Raw genomic sequence first — 25,590 nt, 5'->3', positions numbered from 1 at the left:
CCAGTTGAGTATTCAACTGGTACTAGCTTTTTTTTATGCTAATTCGTCTTCTTCGTCTATTTCAGCTACACGTACTACTAACACATCACATTTTGCATGACGGGTAATATTTTCTGAAACGCTTCCAATTAAAAACCGTTCAACTGCATTTAAGCCAGTCGCGCCACAAATTATTAAGTCAGCTTGAAACTTTTTGGCCACTTGTTTAGGAATACGTACTTTGGGTGACCCATAATCAAGATGAATTTCAACATTTCTTACGCCATCAGCGATTGCTTGATTTTTATATTCCTCTAATAAAGTATTTGCGTATGATTCTGATCGATTGATTAACGACTGATCATAAGCTTCAGCAGAGGAAATTGTTTTGGTATCAACAATATGCGAAATTATAAGTTGCGCATCGTTTCGTTTTGCAATTGCAATAGCTTTTTTAAATGCTTTTTCGGAAGCTTTAGAACCGTCGACAGCTACTAAAATATGTTTGTATTCTGTTGGCATTATCAAACACTTCCTTTCATTGATCTACCTATATTATAACATGTTTTGCCCAACCAGAACATAAATATAAAATGGAATTAATCTGAAAAAAACGTATAATTAGATAAAAATAGTGTGATCATGTACGATAGTAGGTAATAACAAGATTGGGTGAGGGGAAATTTTAAATGGGGCATGCTTTCATTACTGCTGGCAGCAAAGGTTTAGGTAGACAAGTCACCGAACATTTTCTTAAAGAAGGACATAACGTAACGATTACATATCGCTCTGATCAAATAAAAGCAGAGGAACTATTACGTGATTACAAGGGGCTACAAATTGTAAAAGCTGATGTAACGTCAAAAGTTGAATTAGAAAATGCAGTAAATAAAGCGGTAAATAAATTTGGAACCATTGATTATTTAATTAATAATGCGGGCCCTTTTGTATTTGAACGGAAAAAGTTAATGGATTATTCAGAAGCTGAATGGGAGCTGATGCAAAAAGGTAATCTAGATGCAGTCTTTCATTTATTAAAATTAACAATTCCTGCAATGCGTCAGCAAAAATTCGGTCGTATAATCAATTATGGTTTTCAAGGAGCTAACACTGCAGCCGGTTGGATAAATCGATCAGCATTTGCAGTTGCGAAAGTTGGTCTCGTTTCATTAACAAAGACAATAGCATTTGAAGAAGCAGAAAATGGTATTACTTCTAATATGATTTGCCCAGGGAATATTACAGGAGAAATGAAAGAAGCAACTATTGAGCAAAGCAGAGTTTTCCCTGAACAACACACACCTATTGGTAGATCAGGTACAGGTGAGGATATAGCACGTTCCGTATTATTTCTTTGTCAAAAAGATTCAGATATGATAACTGGTTCAGTATTTGAGATTACAGGCGGATTAGATGTTATTCATCGACACCTTTGATTATTGTTAATCATGTTAGAAGCAATTGGTATAACGCCAGTTGCTTTTCTAGACTTTGAGGCTTATTCAAGTTAATAACTAAAATTTCACACCAAAAAAATAAATGATATCCGTTGGCTATTTTAGTTTGATGTAACGTTCCTTGCGTCGCACTTACCATCAACTACGACATAATTTAACGGCTTATCTCGCTTTAAAAATCCACTACGCTTTCCGCAGGCACGTCTTCAGCTAACTTCTTGAAGCAAAAAGCGCTTCAAGAAGTGGATCTTCAGATCGCGCTGTTCCTGCAGGAGTCGTAGTGGATTTTCATCGCTGGTCGGTAATATGTTTATTGATGAAGTTGCAACAGCAACAATATCAGGCCTTTTCGAATAATGTTCATATAACTAAACACTGTCATAAACGTAATAAAACTTTAGGAGCCAATAGATAGCTGAGGTTGTGCCCACGGAAAGCGAAACCATTTGCTGACATAGCGGTTAAGAAAGTTAAATTACGTCGCAGTTTCTATCAAGTTCGTCAAATGAAATCCATGCTGCTTATAAATGTTGCATAAAGTTATATTTTATTTTATATCAAGTATTCTTTGCCTGTTTCATTCTGCGAAAGTTAAGTTATTCTTATTAAATATATTATAAAAGAAGTATTTAAAGCTATTTGTTTTAGATGCTGAAAGATTATGTTAGAGTAAGGTGTAAATACTTTTAAAAAAATGAAACCTTTTTTTAGATTCATTCGTACAATTAGTATAAGGTTTTTAGAGAAGAGGTGTTTAATATGGGAATGTTCTCTAAACTTTTCCAAAAAAAGAATACAAAACCAAAAGTGAAAGAAAGGGATCCATTATCGATAAGAATTGGTGATATTATTGAGTATGATTTAGGTGACTATGAAGTAGTTGGAAAAATCACGTATCGACAAGATTCATATGAATGGATTAGCTACCAACTTTTAGAAGGAAGGAACACCATTTGGTTATCAGCTGAGATGGATGATAAGCTAGAACTAGGTATTTATAAAACAATACCTTTATCTGTTCAAAAACCTTTCCCGAAACAATTAACTTACAAGGATAAAACATATTATTTAGATGAGTATGGTGAAGCCAGGGTTGTTGGAGAGGGCAGAAGTGTTAATATTAATGGACGCGAAATGGAGTACGCAGAATATTACGATGATAGTGAAAGTGAATTTATCAGTTTAGAAGACTGGGGTAGTGAAATAGAAGTAAGTATCGGTTTTGAAATTAAAGATTATGAAGTTAAAATTATAGCTGGTTCTAATTAATCAAGGAGGAATATAAATGTTTAAATTTTTTAGTCGAGTAAAAACGGTAGTTGGAGCAGAAATGAATGCAATGTTAGACAAAGCAGAAGATCCGGTGAAAATGCTTGATCAATTTATGAGAGATATGGGATCAGATATACGCGATGCGGAAGCTGCTGTGGCAAAACAAATTGCCAATGAGAAGATGTTGAAAAGAAAGTATGACGATGCCAATGCATTGGTTGAGAAAAGACAGACACAAGCAGAGAGAGCAATAGAAGCTGGCAATGAAGATTTAGCTCGTCGCGCATTAGAAGATAAAAAAGATCAAGTAGAACAAGCAGACTCCTTATATCAATCATGGGAACGTGCGAAGCAAGATGCAGATCAATTGCGCAAAAAATTAGATGAAATGAAAAAAGAATATCAAGAAATGAAACTGAAGAAAGATTCGCTTAAAGCACGTGCAGAATCTGCTCAAACAAGAACTAAAATGAATCGTACGATGTCTACTGTTGGAAGTGACGACTCAAAACAAGGCTTTTCTAGAATGGAAGAGAAAGTTATGCAGTACGAAGCAGAAGCAGATACAAGTGATGATATGTCAGAATCAAGCAAAACATTAGATGATGAATTCGATCAACTTGGTGATAGCGAAGTTGATGATGAGTTAGCAGCATTGAAGAAAAAGATGGGTAAAGAGTAAGAATAAAATTTCTCTTTCTCTAAATGATATATATGAAATTAATAGGAAGATGAACCTCTGTAATGAAAGTTTGCAGAGGTTCGTTTCCTGCTAAATATGGAGTGGAAGGGAGGCATATAAATTTCATGAAAAAGACTATCGGTTTTTTTTCGTTATTCATTCTACTCATGCTCTCAGCATGTTCTGAAGCAGAACCTGCGTCAGTAGATGAAATACCTTCAGAATCATCACAATCTGAAATAACCAGCCAATTAGAAAGCTCGAGCACCTCTGACATTGAAATATTGTTATCAGATGCATTTTATAAATTGGATACTATTGTTGGGGATCATGAGGAAGCAAACATCTATGCAACAAGGTTATTCACAATTGATGAAATTGTTGATACTGTATCAGGAGTTATTACACCCGATGAAATCAGTGAAAAAAAGGGTAGCGAACAGATGCTAATTTATCCAAATCATTTTGTTACATTTAAGCAAAGCGAGGAAGATGCAGAAGTTGTTTTAATGGAAGTAGCAACAGATACTTTTGTTCGCAATAATTACTCACCTAACTATTTGAATAGTTTTTTTACATACGTCATGATAAACAGAATGTTATCTTCTAATAATTGGGCGCAGAATAGACAGAGTCAATGTGGTACTAGTGGCTCTTGTTATGGTGGTTATAGCACAGGAACAAGTACATTTGGTGGTAGCGTTTCTACAAATCGAGCAAATAGAGGTATGTCAACAATTCGTGGTGGTGGAACAAGTTCAGGAAAATAATATGAAGGAGGCGTTATAATGGACGCGTTTATTAGTACATTTATTTATTTTGTAATCGCAATTATTGTTGTATTGATAGGGTTGGTGATTTTCGAATGGATCACAACGAAATATAAGGATTGGGATGAGATTGCGAATAACAATCAAGCCGTGGCTTTATCAATAGCAGGTAAGATAATCGGAATATGTATTATTTTAGCTTTTGCAATTTACCATAGTGTTACAGTTTGGGAAACATTAATTTGGGGTGGATACGGCGTTGTATTACAAATGATTGCATATTTTGTCTTTGAATTCGCTACTAGAAAGTTCTCAGTAGAAGAAAAAATCAAGGGAAACAACGTTTCAGTTGGTATTATATCATTAGCTGTTTCAATCGGTTTAGCATTCGTAATTGGTGCGTCAATTACATAATAAACATGATTGTAAAAAAAACTATCTGGTAGTAAATGATTTGGCCTGACCTCTATTCTAGGGTCAGGCCAGTATTTTTTAGTTAATATATATATAGTCGGAGTGAAGAAGTTTGGATCAATTAGCTATAAAACAGAGTTATTTTATTTATTGGGCATCTGGAATAGTCTCCATTTGTGGAATTATTTTTGAGGTTTTATTTGGCGCTCTAGGTTCTTACATATTAGGTGATGGCGTTAAACAATATACACTTGTCATCTCGTTATTTTTAACAGGTATGGGAATAGGCGCTAGTTTGAGCGAGAGAGTAATGAAGAACCTTATTATTGCGTTTATTTATATCGAATTTATGGTCGCTTTAATTGGAGGTTTTTCAAGTTTTATTATGTTCGGCATAACGGCCTTTTCACCAGCAGGGACAGATGCATTATTCCTGTACTTAATTACCATAACTGTCGGTGCTTTAACAGGTGTTGAACTTCCAATTCTTATTCGGAAGGCAAATGCTATTGGTGTGTCACTAAACCGAAGTACAGCGCGTGTATTATTCTCTGATTATGCAGGTGGGTTAATTGGGGGCTTATTATTTGCTTTTCTACTTCGTCCACAGTTAGGTATGGTAAAAACAGCTTTTCTTGTCGGTTTTATTAATTTAATTGTAGCTTCAATTGTACTTTGGCTGTTTCGAAAAGAGATAAAACGTTTTATGGTTCATGGAATAGTTGCTACTGTGATTGGTATTTTATTACTGCTAGGCTTCCTATTTGGAGAAGAGATGGCTTTTACATTTGAACAAAAACTGTACAAAGATCCAATTATTCATATGGAAGAAAGTAATTACCAGAAAATCATTCTTACTCAAAAAGGAGATGATTTAAGGTTATATCTTAATGGTGGTTTGCAATTAAGTTCGATTGATGAGTATCGTTATCATGAAACGCTTGTTCATCCGGTCATGGAACAAGCAGACCAACCTAAAGATATCTTGATATTGGGTGGTGGCGACGGTGTTGCAGCGAAAGAGGTATTAAAATATGAAGAAGTAGAGTCAATTACACTAGTAGATTTAGATCCGGCAGTTGTGGCACTGGCAAATAAAAATGAAAAATTATTAAGTATAAATGAACATGCCCTACAAGATGAGAAAGTAGAAGTTATTAATCAAGATGCTTATAAATTTTTAGAAGAAACAGAACAAGTTTTTGATGCAATTATTGTCGATCTCCCCGATCCGAACGATGAAAGCTTGAATAAATTGTATACAAAGGAATTCTATGCTTTAGCAAGAAATCATATGGCACTAAATGGTGCAATGATGGTACAGGCTACTAGCCCTATTTTTGCAACAGAAGTATATTGGACCATAAATGAAACAATTGCATCCAATGATTTAAATACGGAGAATTTTCATGTTGATGTCCCGAGTTTTGGCAATTGGGGATTTGTTCTTGCCAGCAGACAAGTAATCGATGTATCAGAATTAAGTGTATCAGTTGATACACGCTACTTAACTACAGATATATTAGAAGGTTTAACTGTCTTTGGTAAAGATATTGATCAAACGATTACAGCGGAAAATGGTAATAATATTGAGTTAAAACCTAACACGTTAATCGATCCGCATTTAATTCAAATATATGAACGATCTTGGGAATATTATTAAATCAACTTTCACTACCATCATGGCGTTTCATCTGACGAACTTGATAGAAACGGCGATTTAACCGAAGACCCTTACCCGCCTCACAAGAGAAATGAGCTCGCTTTCCGTGGGCACAACCTCAGCTATCTATAGAAGCAAAGATCGCTTCTATAGAGGATCTTCGGTTTGTGCTGTGCCCACAGAAAGGGAACCCATTTGCTTCCATAGCGGGTAAATTATGTCGCAGTTGATTATTAATCCGACGTAAATCTTATAGAAAGCAGTTTCACTAAAAGTATGTCATGCAATATAACAGCTATACGGCAAATTTACTTTTATTTTCGGGTAAACAAGTAGTAAAACCAAGCATTTCATGGATCCGTGTTTTATGACGAACAGGGAGAAGCAATTTATGCTGGAATGCCGGCTGGTATTTTGTTAACAGTAGATGGTAAAACAATTTATCATGCAGGTGATACAGGCTTATTCTCAGATATAAAGTTAATTGGTGAAATGAATGACATTGATCTTGCGTCCTTACCTATTGGCGATAATTTCACGATGGGACCAGAGGATGCATTAATTGCCGCGCAGTGGACGAAAGCAACTTATATCGTACCAATCCACTACAATGCGTTTCCTTTAATTGAACAAGATGGTGATGCGTTTGCTGAAAAGGTTCAACCAGGTAAGGGAATTGCCTTAAAACCAGGGGAGCATATTGAAATCTAAAAAGCTTTAGCAAAAATCAGAAGGGTTGTCCCTCTGATTTTTTATTTTCTGCATAGAGATAAAACATGATCTTTTAAGGATAAGCATAAACTATTAATACCATCTTAAAAGGAGTGTTTAAACATGAAACAATATGCGGTTTTACGATTATTATTAGCTGGTTTTTTATTATATTTAGCTTTACCAAGTATACAAACCCATCCACAAGGTTTAGCGCAGCTGTATTGGTTTAGTTGGTTAGTCTTGTTTTCACTAGTTTTTGGTGCAAACTTAGCAACTGTACTAATAGGAAAAGAGGTAACCAGTAGAGCGGTCGAGCATACAAAACAAGTAAAAACAATGAAAAATTGATACAATCGCCAGACAACTGTATAATAACACTATAGTCTAAAATATTAGTACAGTTAGAAAGAATGGTGAATTACCGTGACCACTAAACATGAACAGATTTTACTACACATAGAGTCATTAAAAGTCGGAAATAAAATTTCTGTAAGGCAAATTGCAAAAGAATTAAATGTAAGTGAAGGTACGGCTTATCGAGCTATTAAAGAAGCAGAGAACCAAGGTATAGTTAGCACGATTGAGCGAGTGGGTACTATTCGAATTGAACAGAAAAAGAAAGAGAACTTTGAGCAGCTTACATTCGCTGAAATTGTTGGAATTGTAGATGGACAAGTGTTAGGTGGTCGAGATGGGTTATATAAGACATTACATAAATTTGTCATAGGTGCGATGAAATTAGAAGCAATGATGCGCTATACTGAAAGGGATTCGTTATTAATAGTCGGTAACCGTGTTGAAGCACACGAACTAGCACTAAAGGAAGGCGCAGCTGTATTAATTACTGGTGGCTTTGATACAGATGATCATGTTAAGCGATTAGCAGATGAAAAAGAACTCCCAATAATATCAACAAGCTATGATACATTTACTGTTGCAGCAATGATTAATCGAGCGATTTACGATCAACTTATTAAAAAAGAAATTGTTATTGTAGGAGATATATTTACTCCTTTCACAGAGACATATTATGTAATGAATAAGGATCCACTCTCGAAATGGTATGCATTCAATGAAAAAACAACGCATAGTCGGTATCCAGTTGTTGATGATCAAAATCGTGTAACAGGTATAGTAACATCCAAAGATATTATAGGAAAACAACATCATCTCACTATCGATAAGGTCATGACAAAAAATCCGATGACGGTATTGAAAGAAACCTCTTTAGCCTACGCAGCACATATGATGATCTGGGAAGGTATAGAAATTATGCCAGTAGTTGATAACTACAATCGTCTACTTGGATTAATTTCAAGACAAGATGTGTTAAAGGCATTACAACAGGTACAAAGACAACCACAAGTTGGAGAAACGATTGATGATATTATCACAAGTGGTCTTTTGGTCATATCAAATGATCCACAACAAATGGTATTTCGTTCAAACGTGACCCCCCAAATGACAAATGCACTTGGAACCTTGTCATATGGTGTACTTGTTTCTTTTGTAACCGAAGCGGGAAGCAGACTTATACGTCAACTTAAAAGAGCTGATATAGTTGTCGAGAATTTATCTGTTTACTTCTTAAAGCCCGTTCAATTAGAAAATACACTAGACATTAAACCGAGGTTACTAGAGATGGGACGAAAGTCTGCTAAAGTAGATGTAGAAATTTTTCATGATAAAGAAATAATAGGAAAAGCAATATTGATCGCACAATTAATTGATCGTTATTAGATCTAGTAATTGATATGAAGTTATAAATAACAATGAGGTGTTAATGTGATAGTAAAAGATATAATAATGAAGATTAAATCATATGAAAGAATTATTATTCATCGACATGTTCGTCCAGATCCAGATGCGCTTGGTTCACAAGTAGGATTAGCAGAAATTATTAAGACGAGTTTTCCAGACAAAGAGGTTTTTGTTGTAGGCGATGAAGAAGAATCATTACTCTTTTTAGCTAAAATGGATCAAATAGACGACGAAAAATTTAATGGTGCATTAGCAATCATTTGTGATGCAGCAAATCAAGAGCGGATTTCAGATAAACGCTACCTTCAAGCAGCAGAGGTTATTAAAATTGATCATCATCCTGAGGTAGATATTTACGGCGATATTTCATGGATAAATACGAAATCAAGTTCAACAAGTGAGATGGTTTATGAGCTTTTTGTTAATGGAAAAGAAATAGGGATTAAAGTTTCAAATCATGCCGCAATGCTTTTATATGCTGGTATTGTTGGAGATACAGGTAGATTTCTTTTTCCAAGTGCCACAGATATAACCTTTCAATATGCTTCTGAATTAGTTAAATATGATTTTAATCGAACAGAATTATACGATAATCTATATAGAATGAATGAAAATATTGCACATCTTAAAGGATATATTTTACAAAACTTTACTGTTTCACCAAACGGTGTTAGCGCAATTAAAATAACAAAAGAAATCTTAGCAGAATACTTTCTAACTCCGGAAGAAACGAGTAAACTTGTAGGTGTATTAGGTGAAATTGAAGGTATTCGTGCTTGGGTGATCTTTGTAGAAGATGATGGGCTTATTCGTGTTAGATTACGATCTAAAGGACCTGTTATTCATAAAATTGCGGCGAAATTTAATGGTGGAGGACACCCGTTAGCGTCTGGGGCAACTATTTATGACTGGAAAGAAACGGAAGCTGTAATAGCTGAACTTGAACATGCATGTCAACAATATACTGAATAGAACAGGTAGTGTGAAAGGTTGTAGAAAGAAATACAAATTAGTAGTATTTCTTTCTAGTTCCGTTAAGACTAGTTGGCTGTAATGTGGATACCTAAGTACCAGGTGTTAATTCAATCTGTAAGCTGAGTACTTCAGTAATAAATAGATGTTTTACTTCAGCTTGATAAGAGAAGTCATCAATCCGATAGGTTTTATTTTCAATCGTTTTGATAAGTAAACTATAATTCTCAGATAGACTTTCAACATCTCTTCCAATTATGTCCGTCATTTCAGTTTTTATTTTTTCTTCGAATTCTCTTGCAATTAAACGATCCAAGTCTAATTTCTCTTGATTCGTTATGGTTATTTTAATTGAAGTAATGGTTACTTTTTGTTGATACTTTTGATCTAACTCTTTATTATTTTCTTCTAGGGCTTTATAGTTTGAATTTAATTCTTGTAAAGCAGCATGTAATTCTAAATTTTCTTCTACCCAATTTTCATATAATTGTCCATACATATAAACAAATACACAAAAGGCTAAAATCGCACCAACAAAAGTACCTGCCATAAACCGTTGCCAACTTTCACGTTTATAGAGTGGTGGAATATGCACTATTCTATCTCCTCTTGAATAAGCCATTCGATCACTAATAAAGCAGTTTGGACGCCACCCATGGCAGTTATAATTAGTAGGATTTGTTTTATCATATCTAAGGTTGAGCCTTCAAATATCCCTCTTTCAAAATTGGATATCGCATCAAATGTCCCACCAATTGCTGCGACAATAGCCCAAATACGCAGACTTTTTGCAATTCTCCCCATCATGGTCATTGGTGGTTCACCTGTTGCAAAGGCTCCAATGCTGCCTATGAAGGCACCACCAATAATGACTCCAAGTGCGATAAAATAGCATTGAATCATCGATGCTAAAAAACGTTCTTCCATTTTAGGTTCTCCTTCATACATTCAGGTATCGGTAAGGGAATCATTCTTACTATCTAGTCTTTCTAACTATATGAAAAAAAGGGACAAGGTATGTTATTGATTTTCAAGTTAAACAAGAATCATATATAATGAAATAGACGATTTCATACAAGGAGGTGCGAGAAATTGGCATTTACTCATTTACAAGTTCGTAGTGGTTATAGCATGATGAAAAGTACAGTTAAATTAAAAAAATTAGTAGAGCAAGCAAAAGAATATAAAATGGGTGCCATCGCATTAACAGATGAAAATGTGTTACACGGAGCCGTGTCTTTTTATCGCCTTTGTATGGACGCGGGGATTAAGCCAATTATAGGAATGGTAATTAGTGTGCAAGAGAACACGGGTGAAACGACTCAACTTATCGCTCTTGCTAAAAATAATCAAGGTTATAAAAATCTTTTACAAATTAGTTCAACGATTCAAACTGCTGGAATAGGTTTTATTGATCAAAATGATTTACTCGCGTATGGACAGGATATTATATTTATTTTGCCAGTAGCTAATTCAGCGCTACACGATTTAGCTGAAGCGAATAAGGCGAAAGAAATGACTGCATATATAAAAGACTGGAACAAGGTGATGCCTGAATTCCCAATATATATAGGTGTCCAGAGTATAGATGAATTACAATTCGCTATTTTAAAACAAGTATGCGAAACGCTTCCAAACGAAGCTATTGCAATTAGTGATGTACGCTATCTCCTTCGTGAAGATCATAAGGCATACAATTGTTTGCGTGCTATGGAACAAGGGGAAAAATGGTCCTATCAAGCTGAAACAAGTGTACAGGAAAATCAGTACTTTCAGACACCTGAAGAGATAGCAATAAATTATCAGAAATGGCCTGAACTAATTGAAAAAGCGAGTGAAGTTGTGGAACAATGTCATGTAAAACTCGTATTAGATCAACCTGCTCTGCCTAAATTTCCATTACCTGAAGCAACAGCGGCATCTACATATTTAAAAGAGTTATGTGAAAAAGCATTTAAAGCAAAATATCCAAATGCAACAAATGACATAAGAGAACGGTTGGAAAGAGAATTGGACGTAATAGAACGCATGCAATTCAGTGATTATTTCTTAATTGTATGGGATTTTGTTCAGTATGCGAAACAGCAATCCATAATGGTAGGACCTGGTAGAGGGTCTGCATCTGGTTCAATTGTGGCCTATTTGTTAGATGTTACGGAAGTGGATCCAATCAGATATCACTTATTATTTGAACGATTCTTAAATCCAGAGCGTATTTCTATGCCAGATATTGATATAGACTTTTCAGATAATCGTCGTGATGAAGTTATTGGCTATGTTAAAGAAAAGTATGGAAAAGACCATGTGGCTCAAATTGGAACTTTTGGAACATTTGCCACGCGTTCTATTATCAGAGAGCTGTGTAAAACGATGGAAATAACGGCTGAAGAGCTATCCTTCATTTTAAAGGAAATTCCAAGTCAAGGTGCTAAATCTGTTGCCGAAAGCTTGAAATATTCCGCATCATTAATGGAGTATGTGAAACAGTCGCCCCAATTGCAACAATTATTTAAAATCGCAACAAAACTAGAAGGGTTACCAAGGCATTTGTCAACACATGCTGCTGGAATCGTTATTAGTGAGCGACCTTTGGTTGAAAGTACCGCATTAACAACTAGTGGGAATGGAGAAATGTATCTAACACAGTTTGCGATGAAGGACATTGAAGCTGTAGGATTATTAAAAATGGATTTTTTAGGGTTGCGTAATCTGACATTAATAGAAAGAATTGTTCGTACGGTTGAAAAAAATGAAAAACGTTCAATTATTATAAAAGATCTTCCATTAAATGATCAAGCAACTTTTGAGCTCTTGCAAAAAGGTGGTACAAATGGTGTCTTCCAGTTGGAATCATCAGGAATGCAACGTGTGTTAAAAGATTTATTTCCTACAGAATTTGAGGATATTGTAGCGGTGAACGCATTATATCGACCAGGTCCAATGGAGTTTATACCTACATATGTTAGTAGAAAACATGGTAAAGAACCAATAAGTTATGCACATCCTGATTTAAGAGCCATTTTAGAACCAACCTATGGCGTACTGATTTATCAAGAACAAATCATGCAAATTGCGAATAAAATGGCTGGTTTTTCATATGGACAAGCTGATATTTTACGTCGTGCAGTTAGTAAAAAACAAAAAGAACAAATGGAAGAAATACAACAATTGTTTATACAAGGATGTATCAACAACGGGTATCAGCAAAAAGTGGCAGAGGAATTGTTTACATGGATTATACGATTTTCTAATTATGGATTTAATCGTAGTCATGCAGTAGCATACAGTTTAATTTCCTATCAATTGGCATACTTAAAAGCGCATTATCCAGCATATTTTCTAACTGATATACTTAGTTCGGTAGCTGGTCAGCATGATAAAATAAACTTATATGCCAAAGAAGCGAAAGAGCTTGGAATTAAAATTCTTCAACCATCGATAAACAAAAGCTACGGTGGCTTTATTGTGGAAAAAGGAAATATTAGAATAGGTTTATGGTCGATAAAGGGCATTGGGAATCAAGTTATAAAAGAAATCTTACAAGCAAGAAAAGCCGGGAAATTCAAGCATTTATTTGATTTTTGTTTACGTGTACCGGTCCAAATTGTTAATCGATCAACATTAGAAGCTTTGATAATGGCAGGTGCATTTGATGAAACGGACAACGATCGCGCTAAATTGTTAGCAACAATTGATCAAGCGTTAGAGCAAGGCGAATTATTTAGTGAATTTGAAGATCAGACTTCTTTCTTTCGAGATGATTTACAATTAGATGTTAGTTATGTTGAAGTAGAACCATTTACAAGCATCCAACAACTGGCTTTAGAAAAGGAATTACTTGGAATGTATGTATCAAGTCATCCGCTTACAACATACCGCGAAGAGCTTCGTGCAAACGGTTATTTGTCGCTAACACATCTACAGAATATGGTAGGTAAAAACAATCGACATACTGTTGTTGTTGTGCAACAAATTAAAGTTATTCGAACAAAGCGTGGCGATCAAATGGCATTTCTTACGTTAGCTGATGAGGATATGGAGATGGATGCAGTTGTGTTTCCGGATGTTTATCGTGAAATAAATCGATGGATTAAAGAAGAAATGTTAGTTACAATAAAAGGAAAGCCAGAAGAACGACAAAATAAGATTCAATTACTCGTTACGCAAATAAATCGATTTGATCCGACTTTACTAACAGAAGTTACTAATAAGCAACGTTTGTTTGTAAAAGTTGATCAGGAAACTGAACGAGTAACATTGAAGCTTTTAAAGGAATTAGCAGAAAAATATCCAGGAAAAACACCTGTTATTGTTTATCATTCCCTTAAAGATGTAACCTACCAATTAGCGGCCACGTATAATTTAGAACTTGAAAGAGAGTGTTTAGATAAGCTTAAAGGTGCACTTGGCAAAGAAAATGTTGTAGTCAAAAAGTAATTCTGTTATGTAGAAAAACTTTACAGTGATAATGCATCTGCTATAATAGAAGAGTTGTTTGATCAGAATGATAGAAGCCTTAAGATATCTTTTGATTTCTTACTTGTAAGGGAGATGTTGTAATGTCTAATGTGTATGAAGACGCTCTTTCAATGCATCGTGAAAAAAAAGGGAAATTAACAATTCAAGCAAAAGTTGAGATTAATAATCAAAAGGATTTAAGTTTAGCGTATTCTCCTGGAGTTGCAGAGCCATGTAAAGAAATTGCGAAAAATCCAGATGAGGCATATACATATACAATGAAGTCAAACATGGTGGGTGTTGTAACAGATGGTTCAGCGGTTTTAGGTTTGGGTAATATAGGATCTCAGGCAGCGCTTCCTGTTATGGAAGGTAAAGCTGTACTATTTAAAAATTTTGCTAATGTTGACGCATTTCCAATTTGTTTAGACACGCAAGATGCGGATGAAATTATACAAACTGTTAAACGAATAGCCCCAACCTTTGGTGGTATTAACTTAGAAGATATTGCAGCTCCAAATTGTTTTTTTATTGAATCAACGTTAAAAAAAGAATTGAATATTCCAGTGTTTCATGATGATCAACATGGTACTGCAATTGTTACCTTAGCTGGTTTATTTAATGCATTAAAGCTAGTAAATAAAAAATTTGAAACGATAAAGGTTGTTATAAATGGTGCTGGGGCTGCTGGTATAGCTATTTTAAAGTTACTCTACCACTTCGGTGTTCGTAATATGATTCTTTGTGATTCAAAAGGTGCAATCTATCAAGGACGATCACAAGGAATGAATGTCATGAAGGAAGAAATAGCGACATATACAAATCAACAAAAGGAAACTGGTGATTTGGTATCCGTAATCAAACATGCAGATGTATTTATTGGGGTTTCACTAGGAGGATTAGTCACTGGAGAAATGATTGCGAGCATGAATGAAAATGCAATTGTTTTTGCTATGGCTAATCCAGAACCAGAAATTAGACCAGAAATAGCAAAACAAGCAGGCGCGGCGGTAATTGGGACTGGTAGATCAGACTATCCGAACCAAGTAAATAACGTGTTGGCTTTTCCAGGTATTTTTCGTGGTGCATTAGATGTACGAGCTTCTGATATAAACGAAGAAATGAAAATAGCAGCTGTAAAAGCAATTGCCTCTTTAATCTCAACTGAGGAGCTTAATCAGGACTATGTTATTCCAAATCCATTTGACGCTAGAGTTGCATCTGCAGTTGCAAAGGCTGTTGCACATGCAGCGATTGAATCAGGAGTAGCGCGAGTGTAACTGAATTTAGAATGGATATATAGTCCCAAATAAGATAAGGAGGGATCATCTTTGCCGATAAAAGATATATTTACAAAAAAGAAAAAATACGCATCGATTCCAAGTGAGAAAGCAAAACAAGATATACCACATGGATTAATGAAAAAGTGTAATGGATGTCAAAAGATTTTTTATGAAAAGGAATGGGCTAAAAATTTGAATGTTTGTCCAGAATGTGGTTTACATCACCAATTGCCAGCTTTTGAGCGAATTGAAATATTGTGTGATGAAGCTACCTTCCAAGAGTGGGATAAAGATTTACAATCAAACGATCCTTTGGAATTTCCAGGATATAAGCAAAAAGTTACAAAAGATAAAGAAAAAACTGGTTTAAATGAAGCGGTTGTAACAGGAAAAGGTAAAATTAATGGATATGAAACTGCAATAGTTGTAATGGATGCAAGGTTTCGTATGGGTAGTATGGGTGCAGTTGTAGGTGAAAAAGTAGCGCGTGCAATTGAGCATGCTAATAAACTTTCTATCCCTATTATTATTTTCACAGCATCTGGTGGTGCACGAATGCAAGAAGGTATGATTAGTCTGATGCAAATGGCTAAAACATCTATTGCCATTCAACGCTTTAACAAATCCGGTGGTTGTATGATTTGTGTTATGACTAATCCTACAACAGGCGGTGTATCGGCAAGTTTTGCATCGATTGGTGATTATCATTTTGCAGAACCTGGAGCACTAATTGGATTTGCAGGGAGAAGAATTATTGAACAAACAATTCGCGAAAAACTTCCGAGTGATTTCCAAACTGCGGAATTTCAACTTGAACATGGACAAATTGATAAAGTTGTAACTAGGAAAGAAATGAAAAAAGTTTTAACAACCGTATTAGATCTTCACCAGGCAAGGGGGCAAGAAGATTGAAACAAGTATTGGAATATGAAAAGCCAGTAATAGAGCTGCGCGAAAAAATAAACGAACTAAAGAAGTTAACAGAAGGTAGTAATATTGATTTATCAAATGAGATTACTACACTTGAGAAGCGTTTGGAGAAATTAGAAGAAGATATCTATGGAAATATAAAACCTTGGGATCGAGTTATGATCGCTCGACACACGGATCGTCCTACTACTTTAGATTATATTGAACGTCTATTCACTGACTTTTTGGAATTGCATGGAGATCGCTTATTTGGTGACGATACAGCGATAGTAACAGGTATAGCAAAATATCAAGGTATGCCGGTAACAGTAATAGGCCATCAACGTGGTAAGAATACAAAAGATAATATTTATCGTAATTTTGGTAGTCCACATCCAGAAGGCTTTCGTAAAGCGTTGCGTCATATGAAGCTAGCAGCTAAATTTAATCGCCCTATTATTACTTTTATTGATACAAAAGGTGCACACCCTGGCAAAGCTGCAGAAGAGCGGGGACAAAGTGAAGCAATTGCTCGTAACCTAATGGAAATGGGTGGTTTAGAAGTACCGATTATCTCTGTTGTTATTGGAGAAGGTGGTAGTGGAGGGGCCCTAGCATTAGGTGTCGCTGATGACTTATACATGTTAGAGAACTCAACATACTCGGTTATTTCACCTGAAGGAGCAGCAAGTATCTTATGGAAAGATGCAAAACATGCACAAGAAGCTGCCGAATCATTGAAAATTACAGCAAAAGATCTGAAAGAATTAAAGATAATTGACGATGTTATTCCAGAACCGAGGGGTGGAGCTCATCGAGATGTTGAATTACAGGCATCTTATATCGATCCATTTATTAAAAGGTCTTTGAAAAAACTAGTCGATATTGACTCAGATGTATTAGTTGAACGAAGATGGGAAAAATACAAAAATATTGGTTCAAGTTGATTTTTTTGACAAAATCTAACATTTACGGAAGCGTATTTTTGAAAATAAAATGAAATCAGTGTAAATTAGCTTAAAATCGTCATATTTAGGGGTGAGTTTCCCTGATTTTTCATGTATAATTTTAAGTGCAATAAAGCGTACTCATAATTAAGTCAAATTAGTTTGAAAAAGCGCTTTAAAGGAAATATTTAAGTAGGAGTTGTATTTTATGAAAAAGATAGGTGTCTTAACTAGTGGGGGTGACTCTCCAGGTATGAATGCAGCAATTCGTGCAGTTATACGAAAAGGAATCTTTCACGACATGGAAGTTTACGGTATCTACAATGGTTACCAAGGTTTAATGGCCGGTAACATAAAAAGATTAGAACTTGGATCTGCTGGCGATATTATTCAACGTGGAGGTACAATTCTGTTTTCAGCTCGATCAGAAGAGTTTAAAACAGAAGAAGGCCAAAATGTCGCAATTGAACAACTGAATAAATTTGGAATCGAAGGTTTAATTGTAATTGGAGGAGATGGATCTTTCCAAGGTGCTGCTAAATTAACAGCAAAAGGTTATCCTTGTATCGGTGTACCTGGTACAATCGATAATGATATTCCAGGAACAGATTACACAATTGGTTTTGATACGGCCTTAAATACAATTATAGATGCTATTGATAAAATTCGTGATACGGCAACGTCACACGAGCGGACGTATGTGATTGAAGTCATGGGACGTAATGCAGGTGATTTAGCTTTATGGGCAGGACTTGCGGATGGAGCAGAGAGTATTTTGATTCCAGAAAACGAAAATGATTTTGAAATCGTGGTAAATCGGTTAAAAAGAGGACAAGCAAGAGGGAAGAAACATAGTATCATTGTACTTGCAGAAGGTGTTGGTAACGGCATGGACTATGGTAAACAAATTCAAGATGCTACCGGTATGGAAACACGAGTAACCGTTCTTGGCCATATTCAAAGAGGCGGAAAACCATCTGGATTTGATCGTGTACTTGCAAGTCGTCTTGGTGCTAAAGCTGTTGAATTATTGTTAAATGGTGAGGCTGGAAAAATGGTTGGTATTCAAAATAATCAACTAGTTAGTCATGATATTATTGAAGTGTTAAAACAAAAGCATGAAATTGATTTAGATATGTATAGACTCTCTAATGAACTATCTATATAGATAAGATACAAAGGGAAAGTGTTATAAAATTGAAGGAGGAAATTTTTAATGAGAAGAACTAAAATAGTTTGTACAATTGGACCAGCATCAGAAACAGTAGAACAATTAGTCCAATTAATTGAAGCAGGAATGAACGTAGCGCGTCTGAATTTTTCACATGGTGATTTTGAGGAGCACGGTCAACGTATCGTTAACATTAGAGAAGCTGCTAAAAAAACCGGTAAAACTGTAGCTATCTTACTTGACACAAAGGGACCTGAAATCAGAACAAATACTATGGAAAATGGTGAAGTACATATTAAGAAAGGAAAAGAAATTAATATCTCAATGAAAGAAGTGGTAGGAACAGAAGAGAAATTTTCTGTCAGCTATCCACAATTAATTGATGATGTACATGTTGGATCTAAAATTCTATTAGATGATGGATTAATCGAATTAGAAGTAATAGAGATTCTAAATGATCAAAAAGAATTAAAAACAAAAGCATTAAATTCTGGCGTTTTAAAGAATAAAAAAGGTGTGAACGTTCCAAACGTAAGTGTTAACTTGCCTGGAATCACAGATAAGGATGCAGCAGACATCAAATTTGGTATTGAGCAAGATGTTGACTTTATTGCAGCATCATTTGTGCGCCGTGCAGCAGATGTATTAGAAATTAAAGAGTTATTGGAAAACAACAATGCATCTCATATTCACATCATTCCTAAGATCGAGAATCAAGAAGGTGTCGATAATCTTGATGCTATCCTACAGGTAAGTGATGGACTAATGGTTGCACGTGGCGACTTAGGTGTTGAAATTCCACCTGAAGATGTACCACTTGTGCAAAAAGATATGATTCGTAAATGTAATACTGCAGGAAAGCCTGTTATTACAGCAACACAAATGTTAGATTCTATGCAACGCAACCCACGTCCTACTCGTGCTGAGGCATCAGATGTTGCGAACGCTATTTTTGATGGTTCTGATGCAATCATGCTTTCTGGTGAAACAGCAGCAGGTGATTATCCTGTTGAAGCAGTTCAAACAATGAGCAATATTGCTACAAAAGCAGAAACAGCAATTGACCATAAGGCTGTTTTAGATATACGTTCTAAATCAAGTGAATTAACTATTACTGATGCAATTAGTCAATCTGTAAATCATTCTGCTATGAACTTAGACGTAGATGCAATTCTTACACCTACTGCTAGTGGACATACAGCACGTATGATTTCTAAATATCGTCCTGAGGCTCCAATTATTGCGGTAACGTTTGATGAGAGAATCAGTCGTCGTCTTGCACTTGTATGGGGTGTACAATCTATTCTTGGTGAATTAGCATACTCAACAGATGATGTGTTAGATTTAGCTATTCAAAAAGGTTTATCAACCGGTCATTTTAATTACGGAGACCGTGTTATTATTACAGCAGGTGTACCTGTTGGAGAAAGTGGTACAACGAATCTAATGAAGATCCACATCATTGGTGATGTCTTAACAAAAGGCCAAGGAATTGGAAAAGGCAGTTCATATGGTAAAGCAGTTTTAGCTAAAAATGCTGAAGAAGCAAAAGCAAAAATGAAAAAAGGTGACATTCTTGTTACTTATGGTACAGATAAGGACATGATGGAAGCAGTAGAAAAAGCAAGTGGTATTGTTACTGAAGAGGGTGGATTAACTTCTCACGCTGCATTAGTTGGATTAGACTTAGGAATCCCTGTTATTGTTGGTGTCGAAAAGGCAATTAATGTAATTGAAGATGGACAAGAGATCACCATTGATGCTAAAAAAGGTGATATTTACAGTGGCCACGCAAGTATATTATAATAGTTTTAGATAAAAAGAAGGGGTGATCCCTTCTTTTTTTCACCTAATGAAGAATATACATTAAAAAGGAGTGTAATCATTTGTTTCGATGGTTGTTACTATTTATTTTAGTTGTACCAGCGTTAGAAATTGGTATTTTTATCTGGGCTGGAGGATACATCGGTACATGGTGGGTAATAGGTTTAATTGTCATAACTGGAATTATGGGAGCTGCTTTAGCTAAGAAACAAGGTTTGGAAACATTAAATCAAGCTAGAACACAAATGAGTTATGGTCAAGCACCTGCTGAACAAATTTTTGATGGTATTTGTATATTAATAGGTGCAATTGTTCTATTAACGCCTGGTTTTATTACCGATGCAATAGGTTTTCTTTTGTTGTTTCCTGTAACAAGAACACCGATTAAACGGTGGCTACGTAATGTGTTACAAACAATGTTGGATAAAGGAACAATCACAATATTTAGACGTTAAAATCGCTGACAAAACCTTAATTAAAGTTAATCTTTCCCTTCATAAATAAAATGCCACAAGTAATGAAGAATACCAGTTTGAGATAATGTTTGCATAAACATAACGATTACCGGTGCAACAAAAACACCAAACAATCCAATTAATTGATAGGATGCAAAAGCTGCGATCAGCATCCATAGTGGGTTAACCCCAATGTGGGAGGCTAATAATTTTGGTTCCATCAGTTGCCGCTGGATTATAACTATCATGTATAACGCACATAATTGGATAGTTAAATCAAAATTTCCATTAAAAAATTGGTAGACAATCCAAGGGATAAAGAATAATCCAGTACCCAGATATGGAATAAAATCAACAATGCCAATTAAAAGCGCAAGTGTAAAAGAATACTCAACATTTATTACAAGTAATCCTATAAAAATAAGTGTTGTAGAAATTAAAGTTAGTATGAGCTGTGCTTTAAAATAACGAATCAATGTAAGCTTAAATGTCTTGGTTACGGACGTCATCTTATTTTGAAATTTATCTGGTATTATTTTATGGTATCTGCGTTGAAGCTTGTACCAATCTTTACTAATAAAAAAGGTGCCTAATAAAATAAAAAAAGAAACAGATAATAAGTTTGGAAGACCTCTAATAAATTTTGTTGCTGTAATAAAGAAATCTTCTAAAATAGCAGAACCATTTGCAGCAATGTTACTTATTGTTTGTTGTAATTGTTTCAAAATAGTAGTTTGCTGTGCAGATTGTAAATGTTCATATCGAAGCAATAATCTTTCGTATATTGGCAAAACTGTTGAATCAATCCATACCTGAAGATAATGTAAAAATTCTTGGAAATGTGCAGGGATATATTTGGCTAAAAACAGCAGTGCTTGAAGCGATTCGAGCATACAGATCATGACAAATGTAATTAAAAGTGTCGCTATAATTGAAAGTGTCAATAAACTTGCTAAAGTACGGTGTAAATGCCACTTTTGTTCAATAAACGTAACCAATGGGTTTAATAATAAAGCAATAATAAAAGCGATAACAAATGGATAGGTATATCTAATTAAAATAGAAAGAAAGATAATAGAAAGAAAGACTAGTAAAGCGACATAGAATAAACGAATAATACGAGCCATTACATGTTGAGGAATCATGTGTAACCTCCCTTATACATAAAGATATTTTCCATTTGTGTATATTATGTGATAATATAAAAATTAATCGACGTTTGCCGTTATTGGTAACGCAAGTGGAGGCGTCACGGCTATGATAAATCAATCAACATTGTTTTTATTAGTATTATTTGCATTAGGTTACATAGGAAAAAACCAATCAATTATGATAGCGGTCTATGTATTGTTGGGTATGAAGCTTTTTAAGATGGATGATAAATTATTTCCTTATATACAAGATAAAGGAATGTTGTGGGGAGTTACCATTATTACAATAGCTGTACTAATACCAATTGCAAATGGAGATATTGGATTTAAAGACTTACTCGAAAGTGTGAAATCTTACTATGGTTGGATCGCTCTTGGAGCTGGCGCATTTGTGGCTATTGTAGCTAAGGGTGGACTGGACTTATTAGCTAATGACCCACATTTAACGACTGCACTTGTTATGGGTACTATATTAGCTGTAGTTTTATTTCAGGGTGTAGCAGTTGGGCCATTAATTGGAGCTGGCATTGCTTACATGGTTATGCGTATTGTAGACTTTTTTATACCATAAATGAACTGGAATATAAGTCGATCAGATTTAGAAAATAATGATTCTAGTTAACTGAATAAAAATGTAAAAGTAAAGGAGTGGAATGCAATGTCAACTACAAAAGGCCTAGAGGGAGTCATTGCTACAGAATCATCGATTAGTTCAATTATTGATGACCAATTGACCTATGTGGGTTACAAAATTGATGATCTTGCAGAACATTCTAGTTTTGAGGAAGTTGTCTATCTACTATGGCATAAACGACTTCCAACACAATCAGAATTAATTAAGATTCAAAATGAATTGACTTCTAATATGGTTATTCCAGATGAAGTCATTAAATTTTTTAATATGTATGACCTTTCTACTATTCAACCAATGGCTGCTTTACGTACTGCTATCTCATTATTGGGTTTATCTGATCCAGAGGTAGACATCATGGAGCCGAAAGCTAATTTACGAAAAGCAATCAGGTTACAAGCCAAAATATCCACTGTAATTACTGCATTTTCTCGTATAAGAGAGGGTGAAGAGCCGATTAGTCCAAAACAAGGACTTAGCTATGCTGAAAATTTTCTTTATATGTTAAAAGGAAAAGAAGCTCAGGCTATTGAAGTAGAAGCATTCAATAAGGCACTTGTTCTCCATGCTGACCATGAATTAAATGCCTCTACGTTTACAGCACGTGTGTGTGTTGCTACATTGTCTGATCTTTACTCAGGTGTTATTGCGGCTATCGGTGCTTTAAAGGGTCCATTACACGGTGGGGCTAATGAACAGGTTATGCAAATGTTAACTGAAATAGGAGAAGTAGATAATGCTATACCTTATATACAAGAAAAATTAGAAAAGAAAGAAAAAATTATGGGAATGGGACACCGTGTTTATCGAACGGGTGATCCAAGAGCCAAACATCTCAAAAAAATGTCTCAACAATTAACAGAAGTAACAGGCCAATCTAAGTGGTATGAGATGTCTGTTAAAATTGAGGCGTATATTAAAGAAGAAAAAGGTTTACCAGCTAATGTGGATTTTTATTCTGCATCTGTATATCATAGTCTTGGTATAGCACATGACTTGTTTACTCCAATTTTTGCAATGAGTAGAACTTCTGGTTGGTTAGCACATATTTTAGAACAGTACGATAACAATCGCTTGATTCGTCCACGCGCTGAATATATCGGGCCAATCAGCCAACCATTTATAGCACTACAGGATAGATAAGCTAGCTATTGTAGCTTTAAATATACTTATTTTATATGATAGTAATTATAGGAGGTAATAGAATGTCTAAAGGTGAAAAAATAACAGTAGAAAATGGTGTAGTACATACTCCAGATCACGCAATCATTCCATTTATTGAAGGCGACGGTATTGGCGCTGATATTTGGGCAGCTTCAAGTAAAGTGATTGAAGCCGCAGTGGAGAAAGCATATCAAGGTAAAAAATCTGTTATATGGAAAGAAGTATATGCAGGTCAAAAGGCTTTCGATCGAACAGGAGAATGGTTACCAGAGGAGACTTTGGATGCGATACGTGAATATAAAATTGCTATAAAAGGACCCCTGACAACACCGATTGGTGGAGGGATTCGTTCTTTAAATGTTGCACTGAGACAACAATTAGATCTATTTACATGTCTAAGACCAGTTCGATACTTTGATGGTGTCCCATCACCTGTTAAACGTCCTCAAGATACAGATATGGTAATCTTCCGAGAGAATACAGAGGATATCTATGCAGGTATTGAATGGCAACAGGGTTCGGTTGAAGCGAAAAAGGTAATTGACTTCTTGCAGAATGAAATGGGAGTTAAGAATATTCGTTTCCCTGAAACATCTGGAATCGGTGTAAAGCCTGTATCTTCAGAAGGTACAAAGCGCCTAGTCCGTGCCGCAATTGATTATGCAATTAATGAAGGTAGAAAGAGTGTTACTTTGGTTCATAAAGGTAATATAATGAAGTTTACAGAAGGTGCTTTCAAAACCTGGGGCTATGAATTAGCAGAAGAAGAATATGGTGACAAGGTTTTCACTTGGGCTGCGTATGATAAAATTGTTGAAGAAAAAGGTCGTGAAGCGGCTGATAAGGTTCAGGCTGAAGCTGAAAAAGCTGGCAAAATTATTATCAAAGATTCAATTGCAGATATCTTCTTACAACAAATCTTAACGCGACCTAAAGAATTTGAAGTTGTTGCAACAATGAACTTGAATGGTGATTATATTTCAGATGCATTAGCAGCTCAAGTTGGTGGAATTGGTATTGCTCCTGGAGCAAATATTAATTACGAAACAGGGCATGCAATCTTTGAAGCAACTCATGGAACAGCACCGAAATATGCTGGTTTAGACAAAGTGAATCCTTCATCAGTCATTTTATCTGCTGTATTAATGCTAGAACACATAGGTTGGAAAGAAGCAGCTCAGTTAATTACGAAAGCAATGGATAAAACGATTAGTGAAAAAGTAGTGACATACGACTTTGCTCGTATGATGGAAAACGCTACAGAAGTTAAAACATCAGAATTTGGTGCAGCATTAATTAATAACATGGATTGATTATTAAATGCAATAAAAAACAACCTCTCTTACACGTTAAAAGAGGTTGTTTTTTCTGTTTTTGGTTAAATTTATATACGTCGTATTTGATAGAAACTGCGACGTACCCCTCTTATCACAAACAAAAATCAATTACTCTAGACACGCTACGTAAGCCAATGGTCTCCCTTTCCGTGGGCACGACTTCAGCTAACTTAGTAAAGCAAAAAACGCTTTACTAAGTGGATCTTCAGCCCGTGCTGTTCCCACTGGAGAGTCGACCATTTGCTTACTCCGCTGGTTTGTAATAATAACAAACGCAGAAATGACTTATTTTTTTACTCTCACCTAACTTGTAAGAAGAAATAATACAGAGATTGTAATCATTCAGTAAAATAGCTTTTTATTATCTGGAAATTTTGACCACCTCACTTTCTGATTTAGCTAACAGCTCATTTATCAAGCTGTTTATTATACCTGTAATTTCCAGTAAAGCAATGAATTGGCACTATATGCGCGAAGGAAGCAAAGGCTTGAGACTCCTGTGGGAACAGCACAAACCGAAGATCCTCTATAGAGGCGCTCTTTGCTTCTATATGAAGCTTTAGGTTGTGCCCACGG

At 35.3% G+C, this 25,590-nt stretch carries 23 protein-coding genes and 1 pseudogene; 20 read left to right on the top strand and 4 right to left on the bottom strand.

The genetic code is table 11. From position 1 onward, the window contains the following. Window positions 1-33: 33 nt before the first annotated feature. The gene (locus D2K60_RS18615; RefSeq protein WP_117170568.1) at window positions 34-501 is read right to left on the bottom strand and encodes a universal stress protein; all 468 of its coding nucleotides are present in this window, start codon (window positions 499-501) and stop codon (window positions 34-36) included. Window positions 502-668: 167 nt separating this feature from the next. Between D2K60_RS18615 and D2K60_RS18610 the strand changes: the two genes are divergently transcribed. From D2K60_RS18610 to D2K60_RS18565, 10 genes and pseudogenes are all read left to right on the top strand, one after another. Further along, window positions 669-1,415 (top strand): SDR family oxidoreductase, encoded by a 747-nt coding sequence (locus D2K60_RS18610; protein WP_117170567.1) that lies wholly within the window; start codon window positions 669-671, stop codon window positions 1,413-1,415. Between the two features lie 780 nt (window positions 1,416-2,195). Beyond that, entirely contained in the window at window positions 2,196-2,705 is a 510-nt protein-coding gene (locus D2K60_RS18605; RefSeq protein ID WP_117170566.1) for a DUF4178 domain-containing protein, read from the top strand. A gap of 16 nt (window positions 2,706-2,721) precedes the next feature. Beyond that, on the top strand, window positions 2,722-3,390 hold the full coding sequence (locus D2K60_RS18600; RefSeq protein ID WP_117170565.1) for a PspA/IM30 family protein: 669 nt from the start codon (window positions 2,722-2,724) through the stop codon (window positions 3,388-3,390). Window positions 3,391-3,515: 125 nt separating this feature from the next. Next, window positions 3,516-4,160, top strand: a complete 645-nt coding sequence (locus tag D2K60_RS18595) for a DUF4247 domain-containing protein (RefSeq protein WP_162880791.1) — start codon at window positions 3,516-3,518, stop codon at window positions 4,158-4,160. Between the two features lie 18 nt (window positions 4,161-4,178). Then, window positions 4,179-4,574, top strand: coding sequence for a DUF350 domain-containing protein (locus D2K60_RS18590; RefSeq protein WP_117170563.1), 396 nt, complete (start codon window positions 4,179-4,181; stop codon window positions 4,572-4,574). A gap of 112 nt (window positions 4,575-4,686) precedes the next feature. After that, window positions 4,687-6,237 carry a polyamine aminopropyltransferase gene (locus D2K60_RS18585; RefSeq protein WP_117170562.1) on the top strand — a complete coding sequence of 517 codons (1,551 nt, stop codon included), beginning with the start codon at window positions 4,687-4,689 and terminating at the stop codon, window positions 6,235-6,237. 342 nt (window positions 6,238-6,579) lie between these two features. Next, window positions 6,580-6,948, top strand: a pseudogene (locus D2K60_RS18580) (metal-dependent hydrolase); the annotation flags it as partial. Between the two features lie 123 nt (window positions 6,949-7,071). Next, complete coding sequence (locus D2K60_RS18575; RefSeq protein ID WP_117170560.1) at window positions 7,072-7,299, top strand: hypothetical protein; 228 nt, start codon at window positions 7,072-7,074, stop codon at window positions 7,297-7,299. Between the two features lie 75 nt (window positions 7,300-7,374). After that, on the top strand, window positions 7,375-8,691 hold the full coding sequence (locus tag D2K60_RS18570; RefSeq protein WP_117170559.1) for a DRTGG domain-containing protein: 1,317 nt from the start codon (window positions 7,375-7,377) through the stop codon (window positions 8,689-8,691). Between the two features lie 66 nt (window positions 8,692-8,757). Beyond that, window positions 8,758-9,684: a DHH family phosphoesterase gene (locus tag D2K60_RS18565; protein ID WP_117170676.1), complete on the top strand. Its 927-nt coding sequence runs from the start codon at window positions 8,758-8,760 to the stop codon at window positions 9,682-9,684. Window positions 9,685-9,775: 91 nt separating this feature from the next. On the opposite strand, the gene ytrI is transcribed toward D2K60_RS18565, so the two are convergent. Continuing rightward, window positions 9,776-10,279, bottom strand: a complete 504-nt coding sequence (gene ytrI / locus D2K60_RS18560) for a sporulation membrane protein YtrI (RefSeq protein ID WP_117170558.1) — start codon at window positions 10,277-10,279, stop codon at window positions 9,776-9,778. After that, a complete protein-coding gene (gene ytrH / locus D2K60_RS18555; RefSeq protein ID WP_112181604.1) occupies window positions 10,279-10,611 on the bottom strand; it encodes a sporulation membrane protein YtrH in 333 nt (110 codons plus the stop codon). The genes ytrI and ytrH overlap by 1 nt, the downstream gene beginning before the upstream one ends. A gap of 165 nt (window positions 10,612-10,776) precedes the next feature. Here ytrH and dnaE point away from each other — a divergent pair, with 165 nt between their 5' ends. The 7 genes from dnaE to D2K60_RS18520 all read left to right on the top strand — a co-directional run bounded on the left by dnaE (window position 10,777) and on the right by D2K60_RS18520 (window position 20,731). Then, on the top strand, window positions 10,777-14,121 hold the full coding sequence (dnaE, locus tag D2K60_RS18550; protein WP_117170557.1) for a DNA polymerase III subunit alpha: 3,345 nt from the start codon (window positions 10,777-10,779) through the stop codon (window positions 14,119-14,121). A 122-nt stretch (window positions 14,122-14,243) separates the two neighbouring features. Continuing rightward, window positions 14,244-15,422, top strand: coding sequence for an NADP-dependent malic enzyme (ystJ, locus tag D2K60_RS18545; RefSeq protein WP_117170556.1), 1,179 nt, complete (start codon window positions 14,244-14,246; stop codon window positions 15,420-15,422). Window positions 15,423-15,473: 51 nt separating this feature from the next. Continuing rightward, the gene (accD, locus tag D2K60_RS18540) at window positions 15,474-16,337 is read left to right on the top strand and encodes an acetyl-CoA carboxylase, carboxyltransferase subunit beta (protein ID WP_117170555.1); all 864 of its coding nucleotides are present in this window, start codon (window positions 15,474-15,476) and stop codon (window positions 16,335-16,337) included. Beyond that, window positions 16,334-17,281: an acetyl-CoA carboxylase carboxyltransferase subunit alpha gene (locus D2K60_RS18535; protein WP_117170554.1), complete on the top strand. Its 948-nt coding sequence runs from the start codon at window positions 16,334-16,336 to the stop codon at window positions 17,279-17,281. Before accD ends, D2K60_RS18535 begins: the two co-directional genes overlap by 4 nt. Before the next feature lie 208 nt (window positions 17,282-17,489). Further along, window positions 17,490-18,449 carry a 6-phosphofructokinase gene (gene pfkA / locus D2K60_RS18530; RefSeq protein ID WP_117170553.1) on the top strand — a complete coding sequence of 320 codons (960 nt, stop codon included), beginning with the start codon at window positions 17,490-17,492 and terminating at the stop codon, window positions 18,447-18,449. 48 nt (window positions 18,450-18,497) lie between these two features. After that, the gene (gene pyk / locus D2K60_RS18525; RefSeq protein WP_117170552.1) at window positions 18,498-20,258 is read left to right on the top strand and encodes a pyruvate kinase; all 1,761 of its coding nucleotides are present in this window, start codon (window positions 18,498-18,500) and stop codon (window positions 20,256-20,258) included. A gap of 80 nt (window positions 20,259-20,338) precedes the next feature. Continuing rightward, window positions 20,339-20,731, top strand: coding sequence for an FxsA family protein (locus D2K60_RS18520; RefSeq protein WP_117170551.1), 393 nt, complete (start codon window positions 20,339-20,341; stop codon window positions 20,729-20,731). A 26-nt stretch (window positions 20,732-20,757) separates the two neighbouring features. Here D2K60_RS18520 and ytvI read toward each other — a convergent pair whose 3' ends face one another. Further along, window positions 20,758-21,876 (bottom strand): sporulation integral membrane protein YtvI, encoded by a 1,119-nt coding sequence (ytvI, locus tag D2K60_RS18515; protein WP_117170550.1) that lies wholly within the window; start codon window positions 21,874-21,876, stop codon window positions 20,758-20,760. Between the two features lie 112 nt (window positions 21,877-21,988). On the opposite strand from ytvI, the gene D2K60_RS18510 reads away from it, so the two are divergent. The 3 genes from D2K60_RS18510 (at window position 21,989) to icd (ending at window position 24,990) form a co-directional block, all read left to right on the top strand. Further along, entirely contained in the window at window positions 21,989-22,453 is a 465-nt protein-coding gene (locus tag D2K60_RS18510; protein WP_117170549.1) for a DUF441 domain-containing protein, read from the top strand. An 87-nt stretch (window positions 22,454-22,540) separates the two neighbouring features. Beyond that, window positions 22,541-23,656, top strand: a complete 1,116-nt coding sequence (citZ, locus tag D2K60_RS18505) for a citrate synthase (RefSeq protein ID WP_117170548.1) — start codon at window positions 22,541-22,543, stop codon at window positions 23,654-23,656. A 62-nt stretch (window positions 23,657-23,718) separates the two neighbouring features. Then, entirely contained in the window at window positions 23,719-24,990 is a 1,272-nt protein-coding gene (icd, locus tag D2K60_RS18500; RefSeq protein WP_117170547.1) for an NADP-dependent isocitrate dehydrogenase, read from the top strand. Window positions 24,991-25,590 lie beyond the last annotated feature (600 nt).

The sequence above is a fragment of the Paraliobacillus sediminis genome, from assembly GCF_003426055.1.
This window is presented reverse-complemented; position numbering and strand designations above follow the sequence as displayed.

Bases quoted from the DNA above. Each gene is read 5' to 3' on its own strand.
- D2K60_RS18615 (WP_117170568.1), bottom strand. From the start codon at position 501: ATGCCAACAGAATACAAACATATTTTAGTAGCTGTCGACGGTTCTAAA.
- D2K60_RS18610 (WP_117170567.1), top strand. From the start codon at position 669: ATGGGGCATGCTTTCATTACTGCTGGCAGCAAAGGTTTAGGTAGACAA.
- D2K60_RS18605 (WP_117170566.1), top strand. From the start codon at position 2,196: ATGGGAATGTTCTCTAAACTTTTCCAAAAAAAGAATACAAAACCAAAA.
- D2K60_RS18600 (WP_117170565.1), top strand. From the start codon at position 2,722: ATGTTTAAATTTTTTAGTCGAGTAAAAACGGTAGTTGGAGCAGAAATG.
- D2K60_RS18595 (WP_162880791.1), top strand. From the start codon at position 3,516: ATGAAAAAGACTATCGGTTTTTTTTCGTTATTCATTCTACTCATGCTC.
- D2K60_RS18590 (WP_117170563.1), top strand. From the start codon at position 4,179: ATGGACGCGTTTATTAGTACATTTATTTATTTTGTAATCGCAATTATT.
- D2K60_RS18575 (WP_117170560.1), top strand. From the start codon at position 7,072: ATGAAACAATATGCGGTTTTACGATTATTATTAGCTGGTTTTTTATTA.
- D2K60_RS18565 (WP_117170676.1), top strand. From the start codon at position 8,758: ATGAAGATTAAATCATATGAAAGAATTATTATTCATCGACATGTTCGT.
- ytrH (WP_112181604.1), bottom strand. From the start codon at position 10,611: ATGGAAGAACGTTTTTTAGCATCGATGATTCAATGCTATTTTATCGCA.
- ystJ (WP_117170556.1), top strand. From the start codon at position 14,244: ATGTCTAATGTGTATGAAGACGCTCTTTCAATGCATCGTGAAAAAAAA.
- pfkA (WP_117170553.1), top strand. From the start codon at position 17,490: ATGAAAAAGATAGGTGTCTTAACTAGTGGGGGTGACTCTCCAGGTATG.
- pyk (WP_117170552.1), top strand. From the start codon at position 18,498: ATGAGAAGAACTAAAATAGTTTGTACAATTGGACCAGCATCAGAAACA.
- ytvI (WP_117170550.1), bottom strand. From the start codon at position 21,876: ATGATTCCTCAACATGTAATGGCTCGTATTATTCGTTTATTCTATGTC.
- D2K60_RS18510 (WP_117170549.1), top strand. From the start codon at position 21,989: ATGATAAATCAATCAACATTGTTTTTATTAGTATTATTTGCATTAGGT.
- citZ (WP_117170548.1), top strand. From the start codon at position 22,541: ATGTCAACTACAAAAGGCCTAGAGGGAGTCATTGCTACAGAATCATCG.
- icd (WP_117170547.1), top strand. From the start codon at position 23,719: ATGTCTAAAGGTGAAAAAATAACAGTAGAAAATGGTGTAGTACATACT.